The sequence below is a fragment of the Photobacterium sp. TLY01 genome, assembly GCF_021432065.1.
Taxonomy (GTDB): Bacteria; Pseudomonadota; Gammaproteobacteria; order Enterobacterales; family Vibrionaceae; genus Photobacterium; species Photobacterium halotolerans_A.
Map to the genome: position 1 here is coordinate 97420 of NZ_CP090364.1, position 23252 is coordinate 120671.

Here is a 23252-nt window from a genome sequence, read left to right on the forward strand (position 1 = left end):
GGAAAAACAAAACCGGGCATTTGCCCGGTTTGTCGTTGAGGGGGCGCTGAATCAGCCGCCAATGTTGTAATAGGTTGCGGCGCCCGGTCCGACCGGAATCCCCAGCACAAACACCCAGACATAGAACATCAGGCTCCAGCCCACGATAAAGACCATGGAATACGGCAGCATAGTGGCAATCAGGGTGCCCAGTCCCAGATTCTTCTGGTAACGGGTTGCTACCGCCAGAATCATCCCGAAGTAGCTCATCATCGGGGTGATGATATTGGTGACTGAGTCGCCGATACGGTACGCCGCCTGAATGGTTTCCGGCGCATAGCCAACCAGCATCAGCATCGGCACGAAGATCGGGGCGGTCACGGCCCACTGTGCCGAGGCGGAGCCTATCATCAGGTTGATAAAGCCACACATCAGGATAAAGGCGAAGAACAGCATCGGGCCGGTCAGACCGATGGATTGCAGCATGTCTGCACCCGCGACGGCAAAGACCTGACCAAAGTTGGTCCACTTGAAGAATGCCACGAACTGGGCGGCAAAGAACACCAGCACGATATACATGCCCATGGACGACATGGAAGCCGACATCGCGCTGATCACGTCGCGATCTGTCTTCATGGTGCCGACGACTTTACCGTACGCAAAGCCGGGAATGGCGAAGAACACAAAGATGAAAGCCACAATACCTTTCAGGAAAGGCGAGCCCGCCACCAGGCCGGTGTCAGGATGACGCAGGACGCCATTTTCCGGCACGATCGTCAGCGCCAGCAGCGCAGATACGACCAGGGCAGCCAGACCGGCTACCTTTAGACCTTTCTTTTCCAGATCTGTCAGCTTGCCCATTTTGTCCTTGCCCAGATCGTCGCTGGCTTCCTCGACATTGTAAGTGCCCAGTTTCGGCTCAACAATTTTCTCGGTCACGAAGGCACCCATGATGGTGATCGCGAACGTGGACGCAAACATGAAGTACCAGTTCACTTCCGGGCCAACCAGGTAGGTCGGGTCGATCATTTGCGCGGCAGTCTGGGTAATCCCGGACAGCAGGGGATCCACTGTGCCCAGCAGCAGGTTGGCACTGTAGCCACCGGAAACACCGGCGAAGGCCGCGGCCAGACCCGCCAGCGGGTGACGGCCCAGCGAGTGGAACAGCATAGCTGCCAGCGGGATCAGCACCACATAGCCCAGCTCAGACGCTGTATTGGAAATGATACCGGCAAAGACGACCACCAGAGTCACCATACGGCGCGACGCGCCCATGACCAGTCCGCGCATTGCAGCAGAAAGTAAACCAGAGTGTTCTGCAATCGCGACGCCCAGCATGGCCACCAGCACAGTGCCCAGTGGTGCAAAGCCAGTGAAGTTTTTCACCAGATTGGCCACGATCATTTGCAGACCTTCGGCGTTCATCAGGCTGATCACATGAATCATGCCGTCGGCAGCACGGCCCGGAGCGCCTTCCGGACGCGGGTCTGGCACGGAAACGCCAAAATAGCCGGCAATGCCAGAAGCAATCAGGATTGCCAGGCTGAACAGGGCGAAAAGGGTGATTGGATGTGGCAACAGGTTACCCAGCCACTCCACGGTATCCAGAAAACGCGTAAAGAGCGTTTTTTTGGTATTCAATTGTTTTTGTGAAGCACTCGAATGCATCACGACCTCCATTCTTACGTCTTGTACCCGTCAATGGGCATCGAATCGGTGCGGGAGGTTACGCTATTGTTAAAGCCATAAACAAGATAAAAATGTGTCAAAATGTTTCTATTGTATATTTTATGACTGAATGTTGACGCTTTAATTAGATTTTTATGTTCATTTTTGGGTTGTATTCGGACCATTTTACGCTTTGATATGCTATGTGTTGATTATTTGTGCGGGTGGCTCAAAGAATAAAGGACTGAATCTTGTCAGACAGACCGCCTGTGAAAGGGAACAAAGTGTGACTCATCTCTCGTTTCGGCGTAGATTTAATAAAACATCATTCAAATTATCAATTTGATAACATACTGATCAGCATCTGCCTTTAGTCTGTGACGCTTAATGTCAGTGAGGGATGCAACATGCTCAGCCGGCAAGTGATGGTGCTGAGGATTGAAAACGTAGCTGTCTGTAACCAGTGAAGGAGATCCCATGCGGGAAAAAATCGTCTTTGTCGACTTACTGCGCTGTGTGGCGGCAGCCGCTGTGGTTGTGATTCATGTGCTGGGGCCTTACCGTGAACTGCTCGGGCAAATCCCGGACCATGCCTGGATCACTGCGGTAAGCTATAACAGCTTCAGCCGCTGGGCTGTCCCTGTGTTTATCATGATCAGCGGTGCACTCATGCTGACAGACAGCCGGCCGTTTGAGCTCAATTATTATGTCCGGCGCCGGCTGGGCAAAGTCTTGATCCCCTTTCTGGTGTGGTCGGTGTTCTATGCGTTTTTTTCAGGCCTGACGCCAGCGGGCTATCAGAGCAGTACTGCCTTGGCGACACTGGCTGAGATGCCGGTCCACGAAACCTATTATCACCTGGGCTTTTTCTACTACTTTCTGCCGCTGTATCTGGTGATTCCGTTTTTACAGGCTTGGGTGAAGCGGGCCGAACCGACGGCAGTGAAAGGGGTGACGCTGGTGTGGATGCTGCTGACGGCCTTGTTTCTGTTATATGTCGACGGCCCCTGGAGCCATCAACTGGTGCTGTACAGCGGGTATTTGCTGCTGGGTTATTGTCTGTATCGTTATTCCTGGCCGACCCTGGCCTGGTTACTGCCCCTGGGGATTGTGGCATTGCTGCTGACAGATTATATGGTCCTCAGCCGTAGCTTTGCGGCAGGTGAATATACGGTGGGCCGATGGCTGTCTTACAAAACCCTGAATACTGTGCTCATCGCCGCGATGGTTTTTGTGGTGTGCCGCTCTATCGCCGATCGCCTCAGCGAAGAGACCCTGGCCAAACTGGCCTTTGTCAGCCGCTACAGCCTGGGGATTTACCTGCTGCACCCGATTTTTCTGTGGCCGGTCAGGGCATTCGATTGGTACTTCATTCATCCTGTGCTGATGATCCCATTCTGGACTCTGGTGGCTGGCGGGCTCGCTTTACTGACGAGCTGGTTGCTCAGCCGCCACCGGCTGACCGCCTGGCTGGTGCCCTGATGCAGTCAGTGAATCACGAGATCTGTCCGTGTCAGCGTTTCAGCGCAAAATGCAGAAACCGGCGGCCTCGATAGGTCAGGGTGCCTGAATCACCGGGATTGAGGGCATGGAAGTAGTGCGGTCCGATCTGGAAGTCACGTTTGGGGCCGCCTTTTACCGGCTGGACATAAAGCCAGTACTCCTCACTGTCGCCGCCGGGCTGGGTGCTGTCGACAGCGACACTCTGCTTATCGAGGATCAGCACCTCGATTTGCTTTTCTATCGCCGCGTCACCGGACAGATGGCGGCGGGAGATATAGACAAATGAGGCGACAGCCACAACAAGCAACACCAGAAGAATCAGGAAAGGGGTAACAGGCATAACAGGCTCCTTGGATAACGGCCCGCTATTATGCTTGAGTGCGTATCGGGTTGTCTGTGACAGAATGCGGTTATGGTGAGATCGCTGGCGCTAGATTTGCAACTGGCTGATCTCCCTGTAAGGTTAAAGAAGAAGCAGTGAGCAGGAGAGATGTGGGTGTCAGAGATTGAATTGGTGGTGAGCCGGAGCCGACGGCTCGAGCATTTACTGCGGCACCATTATCATGCGGAAGGAAAAGGGCTGCATCAGCTCATTACCAGCTGTGAAGAGCGTTTACCGCATGAGATCATCCCGACTTTGCGTTATGTGGCCACCATACGCAATAAAGTGGTGCATGAAGAAGGGTTTACCCTGGATGACAGCCGTGGCTTTCGCCGGGCCTGTCAGGCGTGCGAAAAAGAGCTGACGCCGCGAAGCGCACGCAGAGTATGGGCGGTCGCCGTATTGCTCGTGCTGGGGATGACCGCCCTGGCGCTGTGGTTTTATTCAAACAACTGGCACCATATCAAACTGGATCCGTGACAGAGACCGGCAGAATACACGCCAATAAAAAAGGTGCCTCAGGCACCTTTTTTATTGGCTAATTTTATCTTTTGCTTAATAAAGCACAGGCAGCAACATGAGACCGGCGACGACGGCGATCATGACAAGCCCTTGTTTTTGAGAAGGTGATAACATAGTTATAGGCTCCTTTTATGTTGCTGGAAAATTTGTTAAGAAAAGAATAGCACTTTTTTTATCGCCTGATCAAAGGGAGAGTGTGATATTTAGCAATAAATTTACTTTTAGTTGTCATGAAATCCCTTTGTTGAGGATTCTTTGTTGCTGAAAATGTGGTGGTCAAAAAACGCCCCAACCAAGGATTTACGTTTTAGTGTTTATATAAGTTTTTGATTTATATTTATTTTGTGGTGTGTTTCGTTTTTTTTCTTGTTCGGTTGTTACGGCTAGTTCGTATTTTGATGGCTGGGGCTTTGCTGCTGTTCTTAAGTCAGTTTTTCGTTATAAAACTAAAAAATTGTGCCTTGGGTGTACAGGCTGGATAGGGTTTTGCATACGATTTTCGTGATTAATCGACATTGAAGGCTGATTAACTGCACTGGAGGCAGTAAAGCGTGCTAAGGAAAGTCTTACTCCGATATAGAACGAGTGTTTTAATTTATCTGGCTGTTTTTTATGATTTTTTATTTTTATTTTGAACGGGGTTTCTCTCTGTTTCTGTGGCTCTGCCGGATGACCAGAGGCAATATTTATCGCATCAGTGCAGGATGGGTGAGGCTGGCAGTGGAATCGCCCTGTTTTCGTTTCCGGGCAGGGAGCGACAGCCTTAGCATTGAACGAAAAGGAATAAAAGTGGCGGTAAAGGAATAAGTTATATGAAAGTGTGATGGATCACAGAGGTGAGAATTGGCTGGGTTAATGGCCTCTCTGAGCTAGACAAACGGCGTTTGCTTTTTACACTGTCACAGCTTTGATAACTCAGGTGAACGTATGTGGGTCTGGTTAGCTGTCTCTTTTTCTGCTTTGTTACATATCAATGCCGCTTACCGCGGTCCCCAGTGGCAGTTTTATCTGTTTAAGCCGCTGACGATTGTGCTGCTGCTGGCAACGACTCTGCAGTTTGGCCACGGCGATATCTATCAGCAATGGATTATTGCCGGTTTGCTGTGCTCTGTTGCCGGGGATATTTTCCTCATGCTGCCCAAAGATAAGTTTGTGCCGGGCCTGACCAGCTTTCTGCTGGCGCACATCGTGTATTCGCTGGCTTTCTGGAATGAGCTGTCCGGCCCGATAGTCTGGTGGCTGCCTGCCTTGCTGATGGGAGCCGGCATCATTGTCTATCTGCTGCTGCTCCCGTCTCTGGGCCGTTTGGCGTTGCCGGTTGGCGTGTATATCGGGGTGATCATCCAAATGACCTGGGCGGCGGGTGAATACTGGTTAACCACCCGGACCGGATCCGGCCTGGCAGCTTTTGCCGGGGCGATGGTGTTTCTGGTATCCGATACCCTGCTGGCTCTGGATCGGTTCAGGGGCCGATTCCGGGCTGCGACCGGCAGTATCATGACCACCTATTATCTTGCCCAGTCGCTCTTGGTGGTCAGTGTGCTGCTACGCTGAGGATAAAGAGAAGAGGTTGGCAATGACATCACGCTGGCAACAGATCTACCGGGCAGGCAACAGCCTGGAGGCACACACGCTGAAAGGGCTGTTGGAACATGCCGGACTGGCGGTGCGTCTGACCGGGGAAAATCTCGGCTCGGCGGCCGGGGAACTGCCGGCTGATGTGGTGCAAGTGAGCGTTTGGGTCCCGGAGCAGGATGCGGTCAAAGCACGTCAGTTACTGACCGGATACGAAACTGGCAATCAGCGTCGCTGGCGTTGCATATCCTGCGGTGAAGAGAACGAGGGCCAGTTTGACTGGTGCTGGCAGTGCGGCACCGACAAACCGGAGACGGATGCCTGAATACCGCAAGGGCGCCGGTTAGGCGCCCTGATGGTGAGCTTGTTTACACCATGTGCTTTCGGCGAATATCCAGCAGCGCAAAGATGCCGAAGATCAGGATCGACCATTTCTCCCAGCGACTCAGTGACAGTTTGTCACCAAAGGCACCGAGGAAGATCAGCATTTGCAGGCCGTGCATTGCCAGCAAAAACGCTGTCATGATGTACAGGGCAATTGCAGCGACGCCGGGGAAAGGGTGGAACAGGTTCAGCAAAAGGACCACCCAGACAAATCCGATTGCAACTTTCGCCAGTAAAATCAGCGCTTTCATATTTCCTCTCTTTGATACAGGCGGTAGCAGACTTGTCCCGCCGCTTTTTCTTTGATGAGCTGCCAGTGTTCGGGGGTCTCAGGCTGTCCCAGCTCTTTTTCGGCTTCCAGATAAATCAGGGCCTGAGGAGTCAGCCAGCCATTGGTTTCCAGCAGGTGGATCACCTCCGGCAGCATATCGCGCCGAAAAGGCGGATCGATAAACACCAGATCATAAGCCGAGCCCGGCTGACGGAGGAAAGCCAGACTGTCTGCCTGATGCAGCTCAGCCTTGTCGGTTCCCAGGGTGTCCAGATTTCGCTTCAGCTGACTGGCGGCTTTGCTGTCCAGCTCCAGCAGCGTCAGATGGTCAGCGCCGCGCGATAAAGCTTCCAGGCCCAGACTGCCGCTGCCGGCAAAGAGATCCAGACAGCGTGCGCCGTGGATATCCGGTGCCAGCCAGTTAAACACGGTTTCTTTGACTCGGTCAGTTGTCGGGCGTAACCCGGCCACATCGTGGACCGGCAGTTTTCGCCCCCGCCAGCGGCCACTGATGATACGCACAAAGCCTGCCTGGCTGGGCGGGTGAGCTTTGTGTCCGGAATGCGTCTTACGTCTAGTCATACATTTCTTCGACCGCAGAGAAAGTGATAGTATACATGGGCCTGATTATCTTTGTGTTTGTTCGTTGTTGGCTCTGGGGATTGGCAATCTCCGCCAGGCCCGCTGAGCTGGCAAGCCCAAAGATAAACAGGCCCTTTAATTTCAGGCCGTAAATTGTACCAATCAATGTCTAGGATTTGCCAATGGCAGAAAAAAAGAAGCGCGGATTATTTTCATGGCTGGGGTTTGGTGAAGAAGAAAGCACCGAGCAACAAGCACAACAAAAGCCGCAAGAAGAGGCCGCCGCGCCGGAACAGGCTCAGGATGCGGCTGAAACGGTAACACCGCCTGCCGGGGACATGACCGATGCGGAAGCCCCGTTGACACATCGCGAAGATGAACCCGAGCTGCCTGAGCAGAGTTCGCATCTGGATGTTGAGGCCGATACGCAGAACCGGCCGCTGGAAGAAGAGTCTCTGCCAGAAAATCAGCAGGCTGATGATCAAGCAGCTGTCGTTGCCCCTGTCTCTGAAGTGGCGGCGGTGCAGGAAAAACCGCAGCGCGAGGGTTTCTTTGCCCGGCTGATGAAAGGACTGAAGAAAACCCGCAACAATCTGGGCGCTGGCTTCTTCGGGTTGTTCCGGGGCAAACAGATCGATGATGATCTGTTTGAAGAGCTGGAAGAACAACTGCTGGTGGCGGATGTCGGTATGGACACCACGCTCAAGATTATCGAAAACCTGACCGAAAAAGCCGACCGCAAACAGCTCAAAGACGGCGAGGCCCTGTACGGTCTGCTGAAAGACGAGCTGAGTGAGATGCTGGCAAAAGTCGAGCAGCCACTGGTGATCGATACCAGCCGCAAGCCTTATGTCATTTTAATGGTAGGCGTTAATGGCGTGGGTAAAACCACCACCATCGGCAAGCTGGCCAAGCAATTTCAGCAGCAGGGACTGTCAGTGATGCTGGCCGCCGGGGATACCTTCCGTGCCGCGGCGGTAGAGCAGCTGCAGGTGTGGGGCGATCGCAATAACGTGCCTGTCGTCGCCCAGCATACCGGCGCCGACAGCGCGTCTGTGATCTACGATGCGATTGAATCAGCCAAAGCGCGCAATGTCGATGTGGTGATTGCCGATACCGCCGGCCGTTTGCAGAACAAAGGCAATCTGATGGAAGAGCTGCGCAAGATTGTTCGGGTGATGCAAAAAATCGACCCGCTGGCGCCGCACGAAATCATGCTGACAGTCGATGCCGGTACCGGCCAGAATGCGATCAGCCAGGCCAAACTGTTTAGTGAAGTGGCACCCGTGTCTGGTATTACACTGACCAAACTGGATGGCACGGCTAAGGGTGGGGTAATTTTTGCCATCGCGGATCAATTTAACATTCCTATCCGCTACATTGGGATTGGCGAAGGGATTGAAGATTTGCGTCCTTTTGCCGCCCAGGAATTTATCGAGGCTCTGTTCAGCGACGAGGATTAACTGTGATTCGGTTTCAACAGGTCAGTAAAGCATATCGGGGTGGTCGCCAAGCCCTGCAAAAAGTGGATTTCCATCTGGGAAAAGGTGAGATGGCTTTTCTCACCGGCCATTCCGGTGCGGGTAAAAGCACGCTGTTGAAACTGATTGCTGCGGTTGAGCGGCCGAGTGATGGCCGGATTTTTTTCAATGATCATGACATCACCCGAATCGACAGTCATCAGATCCCTTTTCTGCGCCGTCATATCGGGATGATTTTTCAGGATCACCGCTTGCTGATGGACAGAACCGTGTTTGACAATGTGGCGCTGCCACTGCAGATCGCCCAGTCGCCGGCTGGCGATGTAAAGCGTCGGGTGTCAGCGGCGCTCGATAAAGTCGGCCTGCTGGATAAAGCACAATGCCTGCCGATCCAGCTGTCCGGCGGGGAACAGCAGCGGGTCGGTATTGCCCGGGCCGTGGTTAACAAGCCACTGGTGGTGCTGGCAGATGAGCCGACCGGTAATCTCGATGCCGATCTCTCCCAGCAGATGATGGGGCTGTTTGCTGAATTTAACCGGGTCGGGGTGAGCGTCCTGATGGCTACGCACGACACCTCCTTGTTAAGCCGTCACAGTTACAGGCGGCTTGAGTTACATCAGGGCAGTTTGCGAGAGGTAACGTATGGCGCGTGAAGCTCAAAGCTGGTTCTCTGTCCAGCGTCAGGTGGGTAAGCAGGCACTTACTGATTTATGGCGCCGTCCGGTGGGCAATGTCCTGACGCTGGCCGTACTGGCCTTTGCCCTGACGCTGCCGGCCTGTTTTTATCTGGCGGCAAAGAATATTGCGATTGTCAGTCAGGCCTGGCAGAACCCAACTCAGCTGACGGTCTACATGGCACCCGGTGCCAGTGATTCAGACGGCCGTGCACTGAGGGACACGCTGGCGGGCTGGACGGAAATCAGTTCGGCAGATTATGTCTCTCCGCAACAGGGACTGGATGAGTTTCGCGAGCACGCCGGTTTTGCCAAGGCACTGAGCCTGCTGGATGAAAACCCCCTGCCAGCGGTACTGATTATCAAACCCTCGGTGCAGTGGCAGTCGGGCAGTCAGGCGGAAATACTGGCCCGCAAGCTCAGTGAGCAGGTCGGGGTCGATGATGTCCGGCTCGACAGCGACTGGCTGCAGCGCCTGGATGCCATCAAACAACTCAGTGTGACGCTGACCATGATCATGGCAGGCCTGATGCTGCTGGCTGTGTTTCTGATTGTGGGTAATACGCTGCGTCTGCAGTTGCAAAATCAGAAAGAAGCGGTGCAGGTCATGAAGCTGGTCGGGGCGACCAATACCTATATTCTGCGGCCTTTTTTGTATACCGGCGCCTGGTATGGTTTATTGGCGTCAGTGGCTGCGTTAGTGCTTACTACGCTGGTAAGTTTGATACTGGAAGGTGCAGTGGATAAACTGGCCGCCTTGTATGGCAGTGATTTCCACTTAACGGGTCTGGCCTGGGACGAATGTTTGCTGTTGATCGTGTTATCCGCTTTGCTGGGAATCCTGGCAGCCCGTCTATCTGCCGGCCGACATTTAAAAGAAATTGAACCAATCTGAGGAATCAGACTCTACGTATTGGTTATGCATGCTTGCATTTTGTGCAGTATTGAAGGCATTATTATCGGTCTGGCAGTGTTATGCTGCCGGATTGACGTGAAAGTCCAGGGTATTTGGCTCTGGCAAAGCATCCACAGGGGTTACTTGAATGACAAAAGAGATGACTTCATTAGCTTTAGTTTCTGCTGATAGCCTGGAAGGCTATATCCGGTCTGTGAACAGCCATCCGATGCTGACAGCCGAGCAGGAGCGGGAGTTAGCTGAGCGTCTGCATTATGACGGTGATATTGAGGCTGCACGCAGTCTGGTATTGTCGCACCTGCGCTTTGTAGTCCATGTTGCCCGCGGCTATACAGGTTATGGCCTGCCAATGGCTGATCTGGTTCAGGAAGGCAATATTGGTCTGATGAAAGCGGTTAAACGCTTTAACCCGGAAGTGGGTGTCAGACTGGTGTCTTTTGCGGTTCATTGGATCAAGGCTGAGATTCATGAGTATGTGCTGCGTAACTGGCGTATCGTGAAAGTCGCGACCACCAAGGCCCAGCGTAAACTGTTCTTCAACCTGCGTAAGGCGAAAAAGCGTCTGGGCTGGTTTAATAATGATGAAGTCGAGATGGTCGCCGAACAACTGGGCGTGGAAACCAGTGAAGTGCGCGAGATGGAATCCCGTCTTGCCGCGCAGGATGCCACGTTCGATATGCCGGCTGATGATGACGAGCGGGATAACAGCTACACAGCGCCTGTGTATTATCTGGAAGACAAGTCGTCTGACGTCGCGCTCAGTTATGAAGAGAATAACTGGGAAGATCATGCCAACAATCGTCTGTCACTGGCACTGGCGAACTTAGATGATCGCAGTCAGCACATCGTCCGTTCGCGCTGGCTGGAGGACGACAAGTCCACCCTGCAGGATCTGGCAGATCATTATGGCGTCTCTGCTGAGCGAATTCGCCAGCTGGAGAAAAACGCGATGCGCAAATTGAAAGAAGCCGTCGGTGACGCGCTGTAACGATCCGCATGGTGCAGGATCCTGAAACTGAGGATCCCTGTGGGTCACTGGATTTTCTATCCACAAACTTATTGCATGAAGAAACCGGCTGTCAGCCGGTTTTTTTATGCCTGAACACTGATGAAATGGCGCTTTGCTGAATGGTCGCAGAAAGATGTGGTTGCAACAGAAAATGTTATCCACAGATTTTGATCGGATCTTTACTATATCTAGTGGATCCTCTTGGCAGAAAACACATTATCAACGCTATTCACAGTGTTTTCCACAGCTGGTGAAACTCTGATCAGCCCGATATGGGGGAATCCGACCCGCTTGACTAACTCCCGATCCTGTAAGGATATTCGGGGAGATTGTCGGGGAAAGCGCGCGCAGATTTTTTTCAAAGCTGTGAGTAACTGAGTATACTGGCTGGCAACGAAAGAAAGGGGGCAGACAGTTCGGTTTACGCCCGGATCCTTCTCAGATGAAATTGCCGGTTGTTGCGCCGCAAAGTGCGTCGCGTCAGATCGCGTGAACAGTGGGTGTTGTTGCCACAGAATCTGACACCCAGATTGATAATTTAAGAATGAGGCCGTCATGGAGCAGTTTGAACATATTTCTGTTGAGCAAGCGTACGCATTATTACAAGAGTCCGACACCAAGGCAGTACTGGTCGATATCCGTGATCCTCAGTCACATGCGTTAGCCCATCCGGAATCCGCTTTCCATCTGACCAATGATTCTATGGTCAGTTTCATGGAGGATGTGGACTTCGAGCAGCCGGTGATCGTGATGTGCTACCATGGGATCAGCTCTCAGGGCGCTGCCCAGTATCTGATTAATCAGGGGTATGAAACCGTGTACAGCATGGACGGTGGCTTTGAAGCCTGGCGTCGTCAGGCCTATCCGTGCGTTGAGCAGTAATCTGGCTCAGTGATTATCCTGCGCCGTCCGGCGACACCCGCGGCGCATAGACCTTCAACAGAGGGAGTCTGAGATGCAGCGTATCGCCGTACTCGATAACCCCCGAATGGCACAGGCCTTCATCGATTATATGGCCTCTCGCGGTATTGAACTGACCCTGGCCGCAGAGCCCGGCGGCCAGTTTGCCATTTGGTTGTCCGATCCCACACATCAGGTTGAAACTGAGGCCGAGTGGCAGCAGTTTGTCCGCCAACCGGACGATCAGAAATACCAGGCTGCCTCCTGGCAAGTGGTCAACCGCCGCAAACAGCCTTCGTTTCGCTACGACAGTCCCAGTATGATCGACCTGGTGAAATCCGGTGCCGGACCTGTCTGTCTGCTGGTGATGGTGCTGGCGATCGGCATTTACGGCGGCTGGCTGCTGGGCTGGCAAGCGCCACTGTTTTACTGGCTGCATTTTCCGACCATGCAGGGCGACAGCTGGGAAGTCTGGCGCTATGTGTCTCACAGTCTGATCCATTTCTCCGCCCTGCATGTGATTTTCAATTGCCTGTGGTGGTGGGTGCTGGGCGGACGGCTCGAACAGCACAGCGGCAGTGGTAAGTTACTGGAAGTCTTCATCATTTCCTCGCTGGTCTCCGGCCTGGCACAGTTCTGGTTCCATGGCCCCAATTTTGGCGGCTTATCCGGTGTGGTCTATGCGCTGCTGGGTTACTTGTGGTGGCTGGGCTGGCTGGTCCCATCGCGGGGCCTCACGATTCCCAATGGTTATGTCGTGTTTATGCTGGTCTGGCTGGTCTTAGGTTTCGTTGGTGTGATGGGGTTTGAAGTGGCCAATATGGCGCATCTGTTCGGGCTGATCTCAGGATGCCTGCTGGCCTTTGTCGATGCGCATCTGCGACAGCCAGCGGATTCTGCGCAGTAAGGTTTCAGCCAGGAGTGGGATCACTTCCCTAGTAACCAGACCGATTGCCCAGTAAGATGAGCACGCCCGGAAACGGGCCACTAGGGTCATTGGAACTTCGTTAATCAGGAGCAGTAACAGCAGTGAAGCAAAGCAAACGTCATCAGGAGATCATCGATCTCGTGAAAACTCAGGGCTATGTCAGTACCGATGACCTGGTTGCCCGTTTTAACGTCAGCCCGCAAACGATCCGCAGGGATCTCAATGAGCTGGCTGAAGAGAATAAGATCCGGCGCCATCACGGCGGGGCGACTGTACCGTCCAGTTCGGTCAACACCTCATACACCACTCGTAAAGTAATGCAGCTGGCTGAGAAAGACCGCATCGCGCAGGCGATGGTCAAGCATATCCCCGACGGCGCCACGCTGTTTATTGATATAGGCACCACACCGGAAGCGGTTGCGCGTGCCTTGCTGGACCATTCAGATTTGCGGATCGTGACCAATAACCTGAACGTGGCCGGTATTCTGACCGGTAAAGATGATTTCCGGGTGATTCTGGCCGGTGGTGAAGTGCGTAATCGTGACGGCGGCATCGTGGGGGAGGCGACTCTGGATTTCATCTCCCAGTTCCGTCTGGACTTTGGCATCATCGGGATCAGCGGCATTGATCTCGATGGCTCCCTGCTCGATTTCGATTATCACGAAGTGCGGGTCAAACAAGCCATTATTGAAAATAGCCGCTGTGTCATGCTGGGCGTCGATCACACAAAATTCGGCCGCAACGCCATGGTGAATCTGGGCGATATCAGCCAGATTGACATGTTGTTCACCAATAAAACGCCACCAGAGCCGCTGGCCAAGCGAATGGCGGAGCTGGAGACACACCTCGAAATTATTCTCGACTGACAGACCTGGGTGTGAGCGTTTTCGCTCATACAAGAAGATATCGAGCACTTAATTGCCTGCAATATTTTGAGAAGCTGCCTGAAAAGGCAGCTTTTTTTGTGCGTATGATCATATAGGTGTCATCTTTCGAGCATAAAAAAGATGATATTCACGTTCTTATTGGCTATATTGAGCGATATCGAACATTTATGTGAAGTGAACACTTTCGAATGCATGTCCTAATATAAGCAGAGGGCAATGCATCCGGTAAGCGCGCAACGCAGTGAAGGCACAGGTGAAAGGCATGACAGCAGCAAATGAGATTCTGGATATTATCGTCGTAGGGGGTGGCATTAACGGTGCGGGTATTGCCGCTGATGCTGCTGGTCGCGGACTGAAAGTGGCGTTGTTTGAGGCTGATGACTTTGCATCAGCCACCTCGTCTGCCAGTTCAAAACTGATCCACGGGGGTCTGCGCTATCTTGAGCATTACGAGTTTCGCCTGGTTGGCGAAGCCCTGGCAGAGCGGGAAGTCCTGCTGCGCAAAATCCCCCATATTGCCCGGCCGATGCGTTTTCGCCTGCCGCACCGGCCGCACCTGCGTCCAGCCTGGATGATTCGGGCAGGCTTGTTTTTGTATGATCACTTAGGAAAGCGTACCACGCTGCCCGCCAGTGAAGGATTACGCTTTGGCGCCGATTCTGCGCTGGTGCCTGAAATTACCCGCGGCTTTGAATATTCAGACTGCTGGGTCGATGATGCCCGTCTGGTGATCTTAAATGCGATGGAAACCGCGGCCCGTGGCGGTGAAGTGCGGAACCGCTGCCGGGTCGAAAAGGCCGAGCGTGACGGCGAGCTGTGGCAAGTGACTGTGCTGGACTGTCAGACCGGCGAGCGTTTCATTCGTCGCTCACATGCGCTGGTCAACGCAGCCGGCCCTTGGGTGAAAACCTTTTTTGACACCAGTCTGGATACCCCGTCGCCGCGCAATATTCGCCTGATCAAAGGCTCGCACATCGTGGTCCCCCGCGTGCACGACGAACCGCAGGCCTACATACTGCAAAACGAAGATAACCGCATCGTCTTCGTGATTCCGTACCTGGATCGATTCTCCATTGTCGGTACCACGGATGTGGAATACCACGGTGATCCGCGCAAGGTCGCGATTGATGAAGATGAAATCCGCTACCTGCTCAAAGTGTACAACGATCACTTTAAGCACAAACTGCAACGCCAGGATGTGGTCTGGACTTACTCCGGCGTCCGTCCGTTGTGTGATGATGAGTCAGACTCACCGCAAGCCGTGACCCGTGATTACACCCTGGAGCTGGAACAGGAAGGCTCGCAGCCGCCCTTGCTGTCTGTGTTTGGCGGCAAGCTGACGACTTATCGCAAGCTGGCCGAATCGGCACTGCGCAAGCTGGCGCCTTTTTTCCCGAATATGGGACCGGCCTGGACGGCACAAGCCTGCCTGCCGGGCGGAGAAACCGGTTTTGACCGTGAGCGCCTCAGTGCGGATCTACGCACCCGGTTTAGCTGGATGAGCGAGTTTAGCGCCGATCGCATGGCAACGAATTACGGCATCATGAGCTGGCAGATCCTGGAAGGTGTCAGCAGTGAAGCGGAGATGGGGCTGCATTTCGGCGAAGGTCTCTACGCCAGAGAACTTGATTACCTGATGAGCCGTGAGTTTGTGGTCAGCGCAGACGATGCGCTGTGGCGGCGCAGCAAACTGGGGTTGTATCTGAGCGCTGAGCAGCAACAGGCGGTGGCAGACTATATTGCCTCGCAACATGGTAAGGCGCACGCTGCAGCCTGATACTGTGTCATTAAATACGGGAAAGAAAGACCAAAGCGCCCACCGGGCGCTTTTTTTGTAATCTCAGCACCGCAGGTTATGGCGGTGTTGAATGTTTTGTCGGCGTTACTGGTACAGATATTTGGTAAACAGCAGTTCAGTTAACAGTTTCTGATTGGTTTCAGCAATTAAGAGGTCATTGACTTTGTCCAGGCACTGCTGACGTATGGCTTCGCGACCGGCCAGAGATTTGATTTTTACTTCCGGCTGTTCACCAATAATCTGGATAATGGCATCACGGATCAGCGGCGCATGGTGCTCCACCAGAGGGATATAGTCCGGGTCGGAGACCATGAGATCGACTTGCAGGCGCAGATAACCCAGCTTTTTGCCTTGGGTGATATAGTTGGTCGTGATATCTGGCGTCAGGGTGAAATAACTATATTCAGGGGTTTTTGCCGACACAGATTGTGCCAGCGCAGGCTGAGTCAGGGTAATCAGCACGATTGCCAATGTCAGGAGTAGAGATTTCATCTTGCTATCCATCTGTATCAGGGAAAAATCTGTTACCCAAGTGCCTACTTTGGTGAGGAATGATATTCCTGTCCGTGACGGCTTGCTACAATAGGGCATCATTCAATGTTATCAATTGGCCACATTCTATCACCCTTTCTAGGAATTGAATTGGGAAGATGTCGAAATTCAAGCAGATATATCAACCCGCTCTGGACAATGCCGACTGGCAACTGACAGAAAAAATACACCTCAATCAGCCTGAACTGCAAAGCTGGTTACAGGAAAATGGCTCGTTGTCACGTCGTTTTGCCCGTCATTGTCATCAGTTCAGCGTGCTGCTGCTGGGGCAGGAGCCGATCAAAGCCGGCAGCTTACGGCCGGATGAACAGGCGATGCTGGGGCCAGTGGATTGTCTGGAACGTATCGTGCTCTTGCATGGGGACGGTGTGCCCTGGGTGTTTGGCCGCACGCTAATTCCGCTGCCGACTCTGACCGGGGAGGAGCAGGACATCGCCCAGTTGGGCGAGTCGCCGCTGGGCTACCGGGTGTTTACCGATCAGAGTGCCCGCCGTGATGCACTGCAACTGGCGCGAATTCCGTTCCAAGGCGATGAACTATGGGCGCGGCGTTCCCGCCTGTGGGTCAAAGAAAAACCGATGCTGGTGGCTGAGCTGTTTCTGGCCCCCGCGCCGGTATATCAGCAACAGCGCCCCAATGTCGCGCCATTCAGCAGTCAATTATCAGCGGGATCAGGCAGCGAAAAAGCTGCCCATTACGAACAAAAGTAGGAGAGTGAAGGTTTGGAGATGACCAAGGCCAGGGCGTACTGGCAGCTAGCGCGGATGGATCGCCCGATTGGCAGTTTGTTATTGATGTGGCCGACCTTATGGGCATTATTTCTGGCCGCAGACGGCATGCCGGAGATCAAGGTGCTGCTGGTGTTCGTGCTCGGCGTTTTTTCGATGCGCGCAGCAGGCTGTGTCATCAATGATTACGCCGACCGGCATTTTGACGGCCATGTGAAGCGCACCGCCCAGCGTCCGCTGCCATCAGGTTTGATCAGTGAACGTGAAGCCCTGGGCTTTTTTGCTGTGTTGTCACTGGTGTCTTTTGCGTTGGTGCTGACCATGAATACACTGACGATTCAGCTGTCTGTCGTCGGCCTGCTGCTGGCGGCTGCTTATCCGTTTATGAAGCGCTATACCCACCTGCCGCAGCTGGTGCTGGGCATGGCCTTTGGCTGGGCCATTCCTATGGCGTATGCCGCGCAGTCTGGCGGTTTACCGCCTGTAGCTTGGCTGCTGTTTATCGCCAACATCCTCTGGACGATTGCCTATGATACCCAGTACGCCATGGTCGACAGGGATGATGATCTGAAAATCGGCATCAAATCCACCGCCATTCTGTTTGGCCGCAATGACAAGCGCATGATTGGCCTGTTGCAGCTGGGCACCTTAGGGCTCTTGATTCTGGTGGGCATGCAGACGGGACTCTCTCAGGTGTACTACTGGAGCCTGCTGGGTGCGGCAGCGCTGTTTGTCTACCAGCAGATGCTGATTCGCGGCAGGGAGCGTGAACCTTGTTTTAAGGCCTTTCTCAACAACAACTATGTCGGCATGCTGGTGTGGCTGGGGATGGCTGCTGGTTTAATGTTCTGAGGCGGTGATTCTGTTCCGGTTGTCAAAACGCCCGCATCTAGCGGGCGTTTTTTATGGTAAGCGGTCGGATTATCCGTCAGCGGAATCCGGCCCCGGTTCTTTTTTCTCTTCCCGGTTCATGACCGCCTGAATGGTCAGCTTCACTTCCGGAGAGACCAGATCGGCCAGCAGATCGGCCAGGCTGGCGACCGGACGGGACACGGCATGGTTGTCTTCATTCAGATAGCCTTCCTGGCGCAGGGTTTTGACCATGGCAGAGAAGACACCTTTATCGAAGAACTCAGGCGCATTGATGCCGTGCAGGCGGCTCAGACGCTGTGCCATCATCTGGCTTTGCTGTTCCAGATCGCTCTTCATCAGCTGAGGTTCGCTGCGTAGCAGGGTCAGGGCAATGGCGTAGCGCTGCAAGGTTTCAGTAATGGTATTGCCCAGTAACTGAAGCGGCCCGATACGGACACTGTTCAGCGACAATTCATTGCCGTCGCTCAGGATCAGCCGCTGACGGATCAGCTCATCTATCCAAGCATCAATCGCTTCCGGTAAATCGGCCCAGTCAAAACGCAGGTAAAGCTCTGCCTTCAAAAACGGATATAACAGGCTGATCTGACGATGCATTTCGGCCCGGCTCAGGCGCTGGTGCGAGACGACTATGTGGGCAATCAGCGAAGGCAGCGCAAACAGGTGGATGATGTTGTTGCGGTAATAGGTCATCAGCAGGGACTGCTGGCGATCCAGCGACACGATATCGCCCAGGCTGTCGCGCTCAACCATGAACTTGTCCATGCTGATCGCATGTTCAACCAGCTCAGCCGCGGTATCCGACGGCTGGGTACAGTCTGACGAGTAGGGCGTGTTACGCAGCAACTGCAGGTAGCAGTCAATCTGTTGCTCCAGCTCTTCGCGGCTCAGTGCCCGCTGGCGGGAGGCCAGCAAGGCCAGCGCACACAGGGTCAGGCCGTTGGTCGCCGCGGCATCATTGATGTGGGTCATCATTTTATCGGCCAGACTGTTGACCACAGGATTGAGCCATTGCGGACGGGCCGGTTCGATCGGGTCGATATGCTGACGCCACTCGGGAACCTGTTCGTTCAGATAATGGTTGAGCGGAATGGGTTCGCCGAAGTTGACGTAACCCTGGCCAAAGTTGCGCAGTTTACGCAAGGTGCGCAGTACCTGACCCAGGCTTTCTTTTTCTTTGCGCTTGCCACGCAGCTCTTTGGCGTAAGTGGCCACTTCCATCACGTGCTCGTAGCCAATATACACAGGCACCAGAGTAACCGGGCGGTTGAGGCCGCGCAGCATGGCCTGAATGGTCATCGACAGCATGCCGGTTTTCGGTGCCAGCAAACGACCGGTCCGGGAGCGGCCGCCTTCACTGAAATATTCCACCGAGTAACCTTTGGCAAACAGCTCGCCGAGATATTCGCGAAACACAGTGGAATAGAGACGGTTGCCTTTAAAGCTGCGACGAATGAAGAACGCGCCGCCACGGCGGAAAATCGGCCCGGCCGGGAAAAAATTCAGGTTAATTCCGGCCGCAATGTGCGGCGGCACCATACCTTCCTGATAAAGCACATAAGACAGCAACAGGTAATCCATATGACTGCGGTGGCATGGGACATAGACAATCTCATGGCCATCCTGCGCGAGTTGCCGGACTCGCTGAGCATTGCTGACATTGATCCCTTTATAGAGCCGGTTCCATAACCAGCTCAGGAAGCGATCGCCGTGACGCACCAGGCTATAGGAGAAGTCGGCCGCAATTTCTTCCATCATATCAATGGCTTCTTTACGGACTTTTTCCAGGGGTACATCCCGGCTTTCCGCTTCTTCGCGGACCACTTTGTCGATCGCTTTGGAAGCCAGCAGGCGGTTAAACAGCGCCTGACGTTGCGGCAGACGAGGACCGGCCGCAGCCAGCTTCTGACGGGAGAAGTGGATCTTGGCCACCCGGGCCAGTTTGTTGGCAATGGCGTTATCTGTGCCATGTTTATCGGCCATAAAGCGCAAGGACATGGTCGGGCTGAGGCGGACCATGCAATCCCGGCCCTGTGCCAGCACGGCGAAGCATTTTTCCGGGCCGTTTAAGGCTTTCAGTATTGGCTTTTGCTCCCCTTCAGTACCGGGTTTTCGTCCCCATAAAACCGAAGCGGGCAACAGCTGAACGTCCAGTTGCGGATCGGCTTTATGGGCCGCCAGTAAGTCGGTAAACAGCGTGAGGGAGCTGGCCGGTAACTGGCCGTCACTGCCGAAAATACTCGGGCTGTTGGCGACGAAAACATGGCGGGGAAATACCTGGCCATTGATGACGACAGATTCCAGCGGATCGGGCAGTCCCAGGGCTTTGGCTGCCGCACTCAGAGTCAGCAGATCGGTCTGCGAGCTGAAAGGCAGGGTATAGATAATAGGGCGGTCGAGATCCAGTTCCAGTTCAGAAACCGGGTCGGACGGAATGGTACGGGTCTTCACCAGTAAAGAAAGCGGCAAATTCAGAAGACTTTGCGAATATTTCTGCCAACGTGACATGTGTATAACGAGCCTCGAAATCTTAATGCGTGGCAAGGATAGCAGAAAACAGGCCGGGTATTGCTGCGAAAAATACGACACAGGAGGGGAAAGCGTAAAATTTTGTTCCCAGAGATGATGGCCGGCCCGGCACAATCAGCATTTCATTGAATAGAGTCTTTTCAAAACCCTGAACACTGGATATACTCACAGTGAACTGTATAAAAAGACAGGGTATGTCATGAAGCCGTTAACGCCACGCCAACAAGAAGTCTTTGATTTGATCAAAGCAAAAATTGAAGAAGCCGGTATGCCGCCGACCCGGGCGGAAATTGCCCGTGAACTGGGATTCCGTTCTGCCAACGCGGCAGAGGAGCATTTAAAAGCGCTGGCTCGTAAGCAGGTGATTGAAATAGTACCGGGTGCATCACGCGGTATTCGCCTGCTGGTGAATGATGAGGATACACAGGAAAGTGGTCTGCCGCTCATCGGGCGTGTGGCTGCCGGAGAGCCGATCCTGGCTCAGGAGCATGTGGAAACCCATTACGATGTTGACCCGTCCATGTTTAAACCGCAGGCCGATTTCCTGCTGCGGGTGAATGGCATGAGCATGAAAGACATCGGGATCATGGATGGCGATTTACTGGCGGTGCATAAAACCCAGGATGTTCGCAACGGCCAGGTGGTGGTGGCCCGTGTCGATGACGATGTGACGGTCAAACGTCTTGAAAAGAAAGGCTCTCAGGTTTATCTGCATGCTGAAAACGATGAGTTTGCACCGATTGTGGTGGATTTGACTCAGCAGCATCTGACCATTGAAGGCATTGCTGTGGGTGTAATTCGTAACGGTGATTGGGGCTGATGCCTGATCGATGTAAAGGGCAACGAATCCTTTGCAATAGTTAATGATAGTCATTATCATCAAAGTATCACCTTGTAGACGATGACGACTATGACGAAATCTGCCCGCTATCATATTCCGGCTGCACTCTTGCAGCCGCTCTGGCTGCGCAGCCGCGAGAGTCTGGCTGACGGTGGCTTGATTTACGATCCCTTAGCTGCTGCGGCCTGCCAGCAATGTCATCTGGCGCCCGATTGCCTGGTCGGTAATGTCGATCAGCACCAGTTGCTGCACGCAACCCTGACCCTCTTGGTGGATCAGCGGGTACAGCATTTCCTGCGTCGTTTTCCGAATGGGCATGTCATCAATGTCGGAGCCGGGCTGGATACCCGTTTCTATCGTCTGGATAACGGCCGGTGCCGCTGGCTGGAGCTGGATTGTGATGAGAACCTGCTGTGGCGGCAAAAGTTGTTCCATGCCAGTGAACGGTATCGGATGCGGCCGGGCTCTGTGACCGACTTGAGTTGGTTATCCCAGCTGCCGACCTCTTTTTCCTCGCCGGTGATGCTGGTCTGTGATCAGGCGTTGTTGCAGATTTCTGCGCAGGAAGTGGCGAAATTTGTCCAGCGGGTGGGTTGTCATTTCAATCAGCTGGAATTGTGCCTTGTGCTGGCCGGCGATCGCTGTGACAGCGGTCTGGGTCATAAATTAGGGACGCAGGCTTATGCTCACGGCTTTGAAGATCCGGCCCGCCAGTTACTGCAATGGCTGCCTTGGGCCGAGCAAATCTCCAGTCATTCGCCACTGACTGTCCCTTGTCCGCGCTGGCGTCCCTGGCAGCGATGGTTGTCCCATTTGCCTTCGTTCGGCCACAGGCTGACGCCTGTGGTGTCGCATCTGCGTTATTAAGCACCGCACTTTTTTCTGTCTATCTGCTGATCTGTCCGCTCTGTCGACCAGCGCCCATTTCTGACGGGCGTTGACTTTTTCTCACTCAAATTTTTGTTCATTCCGGCAAATCTGTCCTAAGTTAAATGTAAACAAGCTGTTATAGCTATATTTGCGCTGATTAGGGAATCCTGGCTGAGACAGGTGTCTGTTGTCTCCGGCGTGGGACGGTAACTGGCACTTGACTGTCAGGGCGACTGAGGGAGGGATCCACGGCATGATGCGGCAATGGTTTTATGGATTATTGGGCTGGCTGAGTTTGCCTGTATGGGCAGAAACCCAGTCGATGCCGCTGAATATGACTCAGGGTGTCACCGGGGTGAGTCAGCAGGTCTACTCACTGCATATGACGATTTTTTATATCTGTGTCGCGATTGGTATCGTGGTCTTCGGCGTGATGTTCTGGGCCATTATTCACCACCGGAAGTCACGGGGCGCGGTGGCGGCTTCTTTCCATGAAAGTACCAAGGTGGAACTGCTCTGGACCCTGATTCCTTTTGTCATTCTGATTGTGATGGCTATTCCGGCCACCAAAACCCTGCTGGCGATGGAAGATACCTCGCAATCGGATATCACGATTCAGATCACCGGTTCGCAGTGGAAGTGGCATTATCGCTATTTCGGCGAAGATGTTGAATTTTACTCCAACTTAGCCACCTCTCAGGCGCAAATTAACAATGAACGGCAAAAGCGCGATAACTATTTGCTGGAAGTGGATCATCCGCTGGTGGTGCCTGTCGGCCAAAAAATCCGCTTTCTGATGACCTCACAGGATGTGATTCATTCCTGGTGGGTCCCTGCGTTTGCCGTCAAGAAAGACGCCAACCCCGGTTTCATCAATGAAGCCTGGACCAAGATCGATAAACCAGGGATCTACCGCGGGCAATGTGCTGAGCTGTGCGGCAAGGATCATGGCTTTATGCCGATCGTGGTGATTGCCAAACCGCAGGCTGATTTTGAGGAATGGCTGCAGGTCACCAAAACTGCCCAGCGCGAAGCGAAAGCGGAAGAGCTGCGTCTGCTGGACATGCAAATGCCCATGGAGGAGCTGATGGCGATGGGAGAGAGCGTCTACAACACCCGTTGTGCTGTGTGTCACCAGGTCAATGGCCAGGGGTTACCGGGCGCCTTCCCTGCACTGGCCGGGACAGGCATTTCGGTTGACCCGGAAAAAAAACTGGAACACATCAGCGTAGTGGTTCACGGACGTAACGGGACGGCAATGCAGGCGTTCGGCCCGCAACTGAGCCTGAAGGAGCTGGCATCTGTCATTACCTATGAGCGCAATGCCTGGGGTAACAATACCGGTGATATGGTTCAGGCCGCAGAAGTGCAGGCAGTTCTTAAGGGCGAGCAGCTTTAGGGAG

The 23252-nt window shown here is 53.7% G+C and carries 23 protein-coding genes; 17 read left to right on the forward strand and 6 right to left on the reverse strand.

The window, feature by feature from the left end; all coding sequences use genetic code 11:
* Positions 1 to 51 precede the first annotated feature (51 nt).
* Positions 52 to 1647, reverse strand: a complete 1596-nt coding sequence (locus LN341_RS00455) for an AbgT family transporter (RefSeq protein ID WP_046220447.1) — start codon at positions 1645 to 1647, stop codon at positions 52 to 54.
* A 477-nt stretch (positions 1648 to 2124) separates the two neighbouring features.
* Here LN341_RS00455 and LN341_RS00460 point away from each other — a divergent pair, with 477 nt between their 5' ends.
* On the forward strand, positions 2125 to 3129 hold the full coding sequence (locus LN341_RS00460; protein WP_234203809.1) for an acyltransferase: 1005 nt from the start codon (positions 2125 to 2127) through the stop codon (positions 3127 to 3129).
* Between the two features lie 31 nt (positions 3130 to 3160).
* Here LN341_RS00460 and LN341_RS00465 read toward each other — a convergent pair whose 3' ends face one another.
* On the reverse strand, positions 3161 to 3490 hold the full coding sequence (locus LN341_RS00465) for a DUF2500 domain-containing protein (protein ID WP_234203810.1): 330 nt from the start codon (positions 3488 to 3490) through the stop codon (positions 3161 to 3163).
* Positions 3491 to 3646: 156 nt separating this feature from the next.
* Between LN341_RS00465 and LN341_RS00470 the strand changes: the two genes are divergently transcribed.
* The 3 genes from LN341_RS00470 to LN341_RS00480 all read left to right on the forward strand — a co-directional run bounded on the left by LN341_RS00470 (position 3647) and on the right by LN341_RS00480 (position 5954).
* Positions 3647 to 4012, forward strand: coding sequence for a hypothetical protein (locus LN341_RS00470; RefSeq protein WP_046220492.1), 366 nt, complete (start codon positions 3647 to 3649; stop codon positions 4010 to 4012).
* Positions 4013 to 4981: 969 nt separating this feature from the next.
* Entirely contained in the window at positions 4982 to 5608 is a 627-nt protein-coding gene (locus tag LN341_RS00475) for a lysoplasmalogenase (RefSeq protein WP_046220444.1), read from the forward strand.
* 22 nt (positions 5609 to 5630) lie between these two features.
* A complete protein-coding gene (locus LN341_RS00480) occupies positions 5631 to 5954 on the forward strand; it encodes a DUF2007 domain-containing protein (protein ID WP_234203811.1) in 324 nt (107 codons plus the stop codon).
* Positions 5955 to 5997: 43 nt separating this feature from the next.
* Here the strand turns inward: LN341_RS00480 and LN341_RS00485 are convergent, their stop codons facing one another.
* Together LN341_RS00485 and rsmD are read right to left on the reverse strand one after the other, a co-directional pair.
* Positions 5998 to 6264: a DUF1145 domain-containing protein gene (locus LN341_RS00485; protein WP_046220442.1), complete on the reverse strand. Its 267-nt coding sequence runs from the start codon at positions 6262 to 6264 to the stop codon at positions 5998 to 6000.
* Positions 6261 to 6866: a 16S rRNA (guanine(966)-N(2))-methyltransferase RsmD gene (gene rsmD / locus LN341_RS00490; RefSeq protein ID WP_046220441.1), complete on the reverse strand. Its 606-nt coding sequence runs from the start codon at positions 6864 to 6866 to the stop codon at positions 6261 to 6263. The genes LN341_RS00485 and rsmD overlap by 4 nt, the downstream gene beginning before the upstream one ends.
* 182 nt (positions 6867 to 7048) lie before the next feature.
* On the opposite strand from rsmD, the gene ftsY reads away from it, so the two are divergent.
* The 8 genes from ftsY to glpD all read left to right on the forward strand — a co-directional run bounded on the left by ftsY (position 7049) and on the right by glpD (position 15438).
* Entirely contained in the window at positions 7049 to 8329 is a 1281-nt protein-coding gene (gene ftsY / locus LN341_RS00495) for a signal recognition particle-docking protein FtsY (protein WP_046220440.1), read from the forward strand.
* Between the two features lie 2 nt (positions 8330 to 8331).
* Positions 8332 to 9000 carry a cell division ATP-binding protein FtsE gene (gene ftsE / locus LN341_RS00500; RefSeq protein ID WP_046220439.1) on the forward strand — a complete coding sequence of 223 codons (669 nt, stop codon included), beginning with the start codon at positions 8332 to 8334 and terminating at the stop codon, positions 8998 to 9000.
* Complete coding sequence (ftsX, locus tag LN341_RS00505; RefSeq protein ID WP_234203812.1) at positions 8990 to 9916, forward strand: permease-like cell division protein FtsX; 927 nt, start codon at positions 8990 to 8992, stop codon at positions 9914 to 9916. Before ftsE ends, ftsX begins: the two co-directional genes overlap by 11 nt.
* Positions 9917 to 10064: 148 nt before the next feature.
* Positions 10065 to 10925, forward strand: coding sequence for an RNA polymerase sigma factor RpoH (gene rpoH / locus LN341_RS00510; protein ID WP_046220437.1), 861 nt, complete (start codon positions 10065 to 10067; stop codon positions 10923 to 10925).
* 576 nt (positions 10926 to 11501) lie between these two features.
* Positions 11502 to 11828 (forward strand): thiosulfate sulfurtransferase GlpE, encoded by a 327-nt coding sequence (glpE, locus tag LN341_RS00515; RefSeq protein ID WP_046220435.1) that lies wholly within the window; start codon positions 11502 to 11504, stop codon positions 11826 to 11828.
* A gap of 73 nt (positions 11829 to 11901) precedes the next feature.
* Positions 11902 to 12753 (forward strand): rhomboid family intramembrane serine protease GlpG, encoded by an 852-nt coding sequence (glpG, locus tag LN341_RS00520; protein WP_234203813.1) that lies wholly within the window; start codon positions 11902 to 11904, stop codon positions 12751 to 12753.
* A 122-nt stretch (positions 12754 to 12875) separates the two neighbouring features.
* Complete coding sequence (locus LN341_RS00525; protein WP_046220433.1) at positions 12876 to 13640, forward strand: DeoR/GlpR family transcriptional regulator; 765 nt, start codon at positions 12876 to 12878, stop codon at positions 13638 to 13640.
* Between the two features lie 283 nt (positions 13641 to 13923).
* Positions 13924 to 15438, forward strand: a complete 1515-nt coding sequence (glpD, locus tag LN341_RS00530; protein ID WP_234203814.1) for a glycerol-3-phosphate dehydrogenase — start codon at positions 13924 to 13926, stop codon at positions 15436 to 15438.
* Between the two features lie 105 nt (positions 15439 to 15543).
* Here glpD and LN341_RS00535 read toward each other — a convergent pair whose 3' ends face one another.
* On the reverse strand, positions 15544 to 15951 hold the full coding sequence (locus LN341_RS00535) for a flagellar basal body-associated protein FliL (RefSeq protein WP_234203815.1): 408 nt from the start codon (positions 15949 to 15951) through the stop codon (positions 15544 to 15546).
* Positions 15952 to 16109: 158 nt separating this feature from the next.
* On the opposite strand from LN341_RS00535, the gene LN341_RS00540 reads away from it, so the two are divergent.
* Both LN341_RS00540 and ubiA read left to right on the forward strand, forming a co-directional pair.
* Entirely contained in the window at positions 16110 to 16721 is a 612-nt protein-coding gene (locus LN341_RS00540) for a chorismate lyase (protein ID WP_234203816.1), read from the forward strand.
* Between the two features lie 18 nt (positions 16722 to 16739).
* Positions 16740 to 17591, forward strand: coding sequence for a 4-hydroxybenzoate octaprenyltransferase (gene ubiA, locus LN341_RS00545; protein ID WP_370643720.1), 852 nt, complete (start codon positions 16740 to 16742; stop codon positions 17589 to 17591).
* A 69-nt stretch (positions 17592 to 17660) separates the two neighbouring features.
* Here the strand turns inward: ubiA and plsB are convergent, their stop codons facing one another.
* Complete coding sequence (plsB, locus tag LN341_RS00550) at positions 17661 to 20117, reverse strand: glycerol-3-phosphate 1-O-acyltransferase PlsB (protein ID WP_234203818.1); 2457 nt, start codon at positions 20115 to 20117, stop codon at positions 17661 to 17663.
* Positions 20118 to 20337: 220 nt separating this feature from the next.
* Here plsB and lexA point away from each other — a divergent pair, with 220 nt between their 5' ends.
* The 3 genes from lexA (at position 20338) to coxB (ending at position 23248) form a co-directional block, all read left to right on the forward strand.
* Positions 20338 to 20958: a transcriptional repressor LexA gene (lexA, locus tag LN341_RS00555; protein ID WP_046220428.1), complete on the forward strand. Its 621-nt coding sequence runs from the start codon at positions 20338 to 20340 to the stop codon at positions 20956 to 20958.
* Between the two features lie 90 nt (positions 20959 to 21048).
* Positions 21049 to 21846, forward strand: coding sequence for a class I SAM-dependent methyltransferase (locus LN341_RS00560; protein ID WP_234203819.1), 798 nt, complete (start codon positions 21049 to 21051; stop codon positions 21844 to 21846).
* A 256-nt stretch (positions 21847 to 22102) separates the two neighbouring features.
* On the forward strand, positions 22103 to 23248 hold the full coding sequence (gene coxB, locus LN341_RS00565) for a cytochrome c oxidase subunit II (protein ID WP_046220426.1): 1146 nt from the start codon (positions 22103 to 22105) through the stop codon (positions 23246 to 23248).
* The last annotated feature ends 4 nt before the right edge of the window (positions 23249 to 23252 follow it).

Bases quoted from the DNA above. Each gene is read 5' to 3' on its own strand.
- LN341_RS00465 (WP_234203810.1), bottom strand. From the start codon at position 3,490: ATGCCTGTTACCCCTTTCCTGATTCTTCTGGTGTTGCTTGTTGTGGCT.
- glpE (WP_046220435.1), top strand. From the start codon at position 11,502: ATGGAGCAGTTTGAACATATTTCTGTTGAGCAAGCGTACGCATTATTA.
- LN341_RS00540 (WP_234203816.1), top strand. From the start codon at position 16,110: ATGTCGAAATTCAAGCAGATATATCAACCCGCTCTGGACAATGCCGAC.
- LN341_RS00485 (WP_046220442.1), bottom strand. From the start codon at position 6,264: ATGAAAGCGCTGATTTTACTGGCGAAAGTTGCAATCGGATTTGTCTGG.
- rsmD (WP_046220441.1), bottom strand. From the start codon at position 6,866: ATGACTAGACGTAAGACGCATTCCGGACACAAAGCTCACCCGCCCAGC.
- LN341_RS00455 (WP_046220447.1), bottom strand. From the start codon at position 1,647: ATGCATTCGAGTGCTTCACAAAAACAATTGAATACCAAAAAAACGCTC.
- coxB (WP_046220426.1), top strand. From the start codon at position 22,103: ATGATGCGGCAATGGTTTTATGGATTATTGGGCTGGCTGAGTTTGCCT.
- ubiA (WP_370643720.1), top strand. From the start codon at position 16,740: ATGACCAAGGCCAGGGCGTACTGGCAGCTAGCGCGGATGGATCGCCCG.
- glpD (WP_234203814.1), top strand. From the start codon at position 13,924: ATGACAGCAGCAAATGAGATTCTGGATATTATCGTCGTAGGGGGTGGC.
- LN341_RS00535 (WP_234203815.1), bottom strand. From the start codon at position 15,951: ATGAAATCTCTACTCCTGACATTGGCAATCGTGCTGATTACCCTGACT.
- LN341_RS00560 (WP_234203819.1), top strand. From the start codon at position 21,049: ATGACGAAATCTGCCCGCTATCATATTCCGGCTGCACTCTTGCAGCCG.
- LN341_RS00460 (WP_234203809.1), top strand. From the start codon at position 2,125: ATGCGGGAAAAAATCGTCTTTGTCGACTTACTGCGCTGTGTGGCGGCA.
- glpG (WP_234203813.1), top strand. From the start codon at position 11,902: ATGCAGCGTATCGCCGTACTCGATAACCCCCGAATGGCACAGGCCTTC.
- lexA (WP_046220428.1), top strand. From the start codon at position 20,338: ATGAAGCCGTTAACGCCACGCCAACAAGAAGTCTTTGATTTGATCAAA.
- ftsY (WP_046220440.1), top strand. From the start codon at position 7,049: ATGGCAGAAAAAAAGAAGCGCGGATTATTTTCATGGCTGGGGTTTGGT.
- LN341_RS00475 (WP_046220444.1), top strand. From the start codon at position 4,982: ATGTGGGTCTGGTTAGCTGTCTCTTTTTCTGCTTTGTTACATATCAAT.
- plsB (WP_234203818.1), bottom strand. From the start codon at position 20,117: ATGTCACGTTGGCAGAAATATTCGCAAAGTCTTCTGAATTTGCCGCTT.
- ftsX (WP_234203812.1), top strand. From the start codon at position 8,990: ATGGCGCGTGAAGCTCAAAGCTGGTTCTCTGTCCAGCGTCAGGTGGGT.
- rpoH (WP_046220437.1), top strand. From the start codon at position 10,065: ATGACAAAAGAGATGACTTCATTAGCTTTAGTTTCTGCTGATAGCCTG.
- LN341_RS00480 (WP_234203811.1), top strand. From the start codon at position 5,631: ATGACATCACGCTGGCAACAGATCTACCGGGCAGGCAACAGCCTGGAG.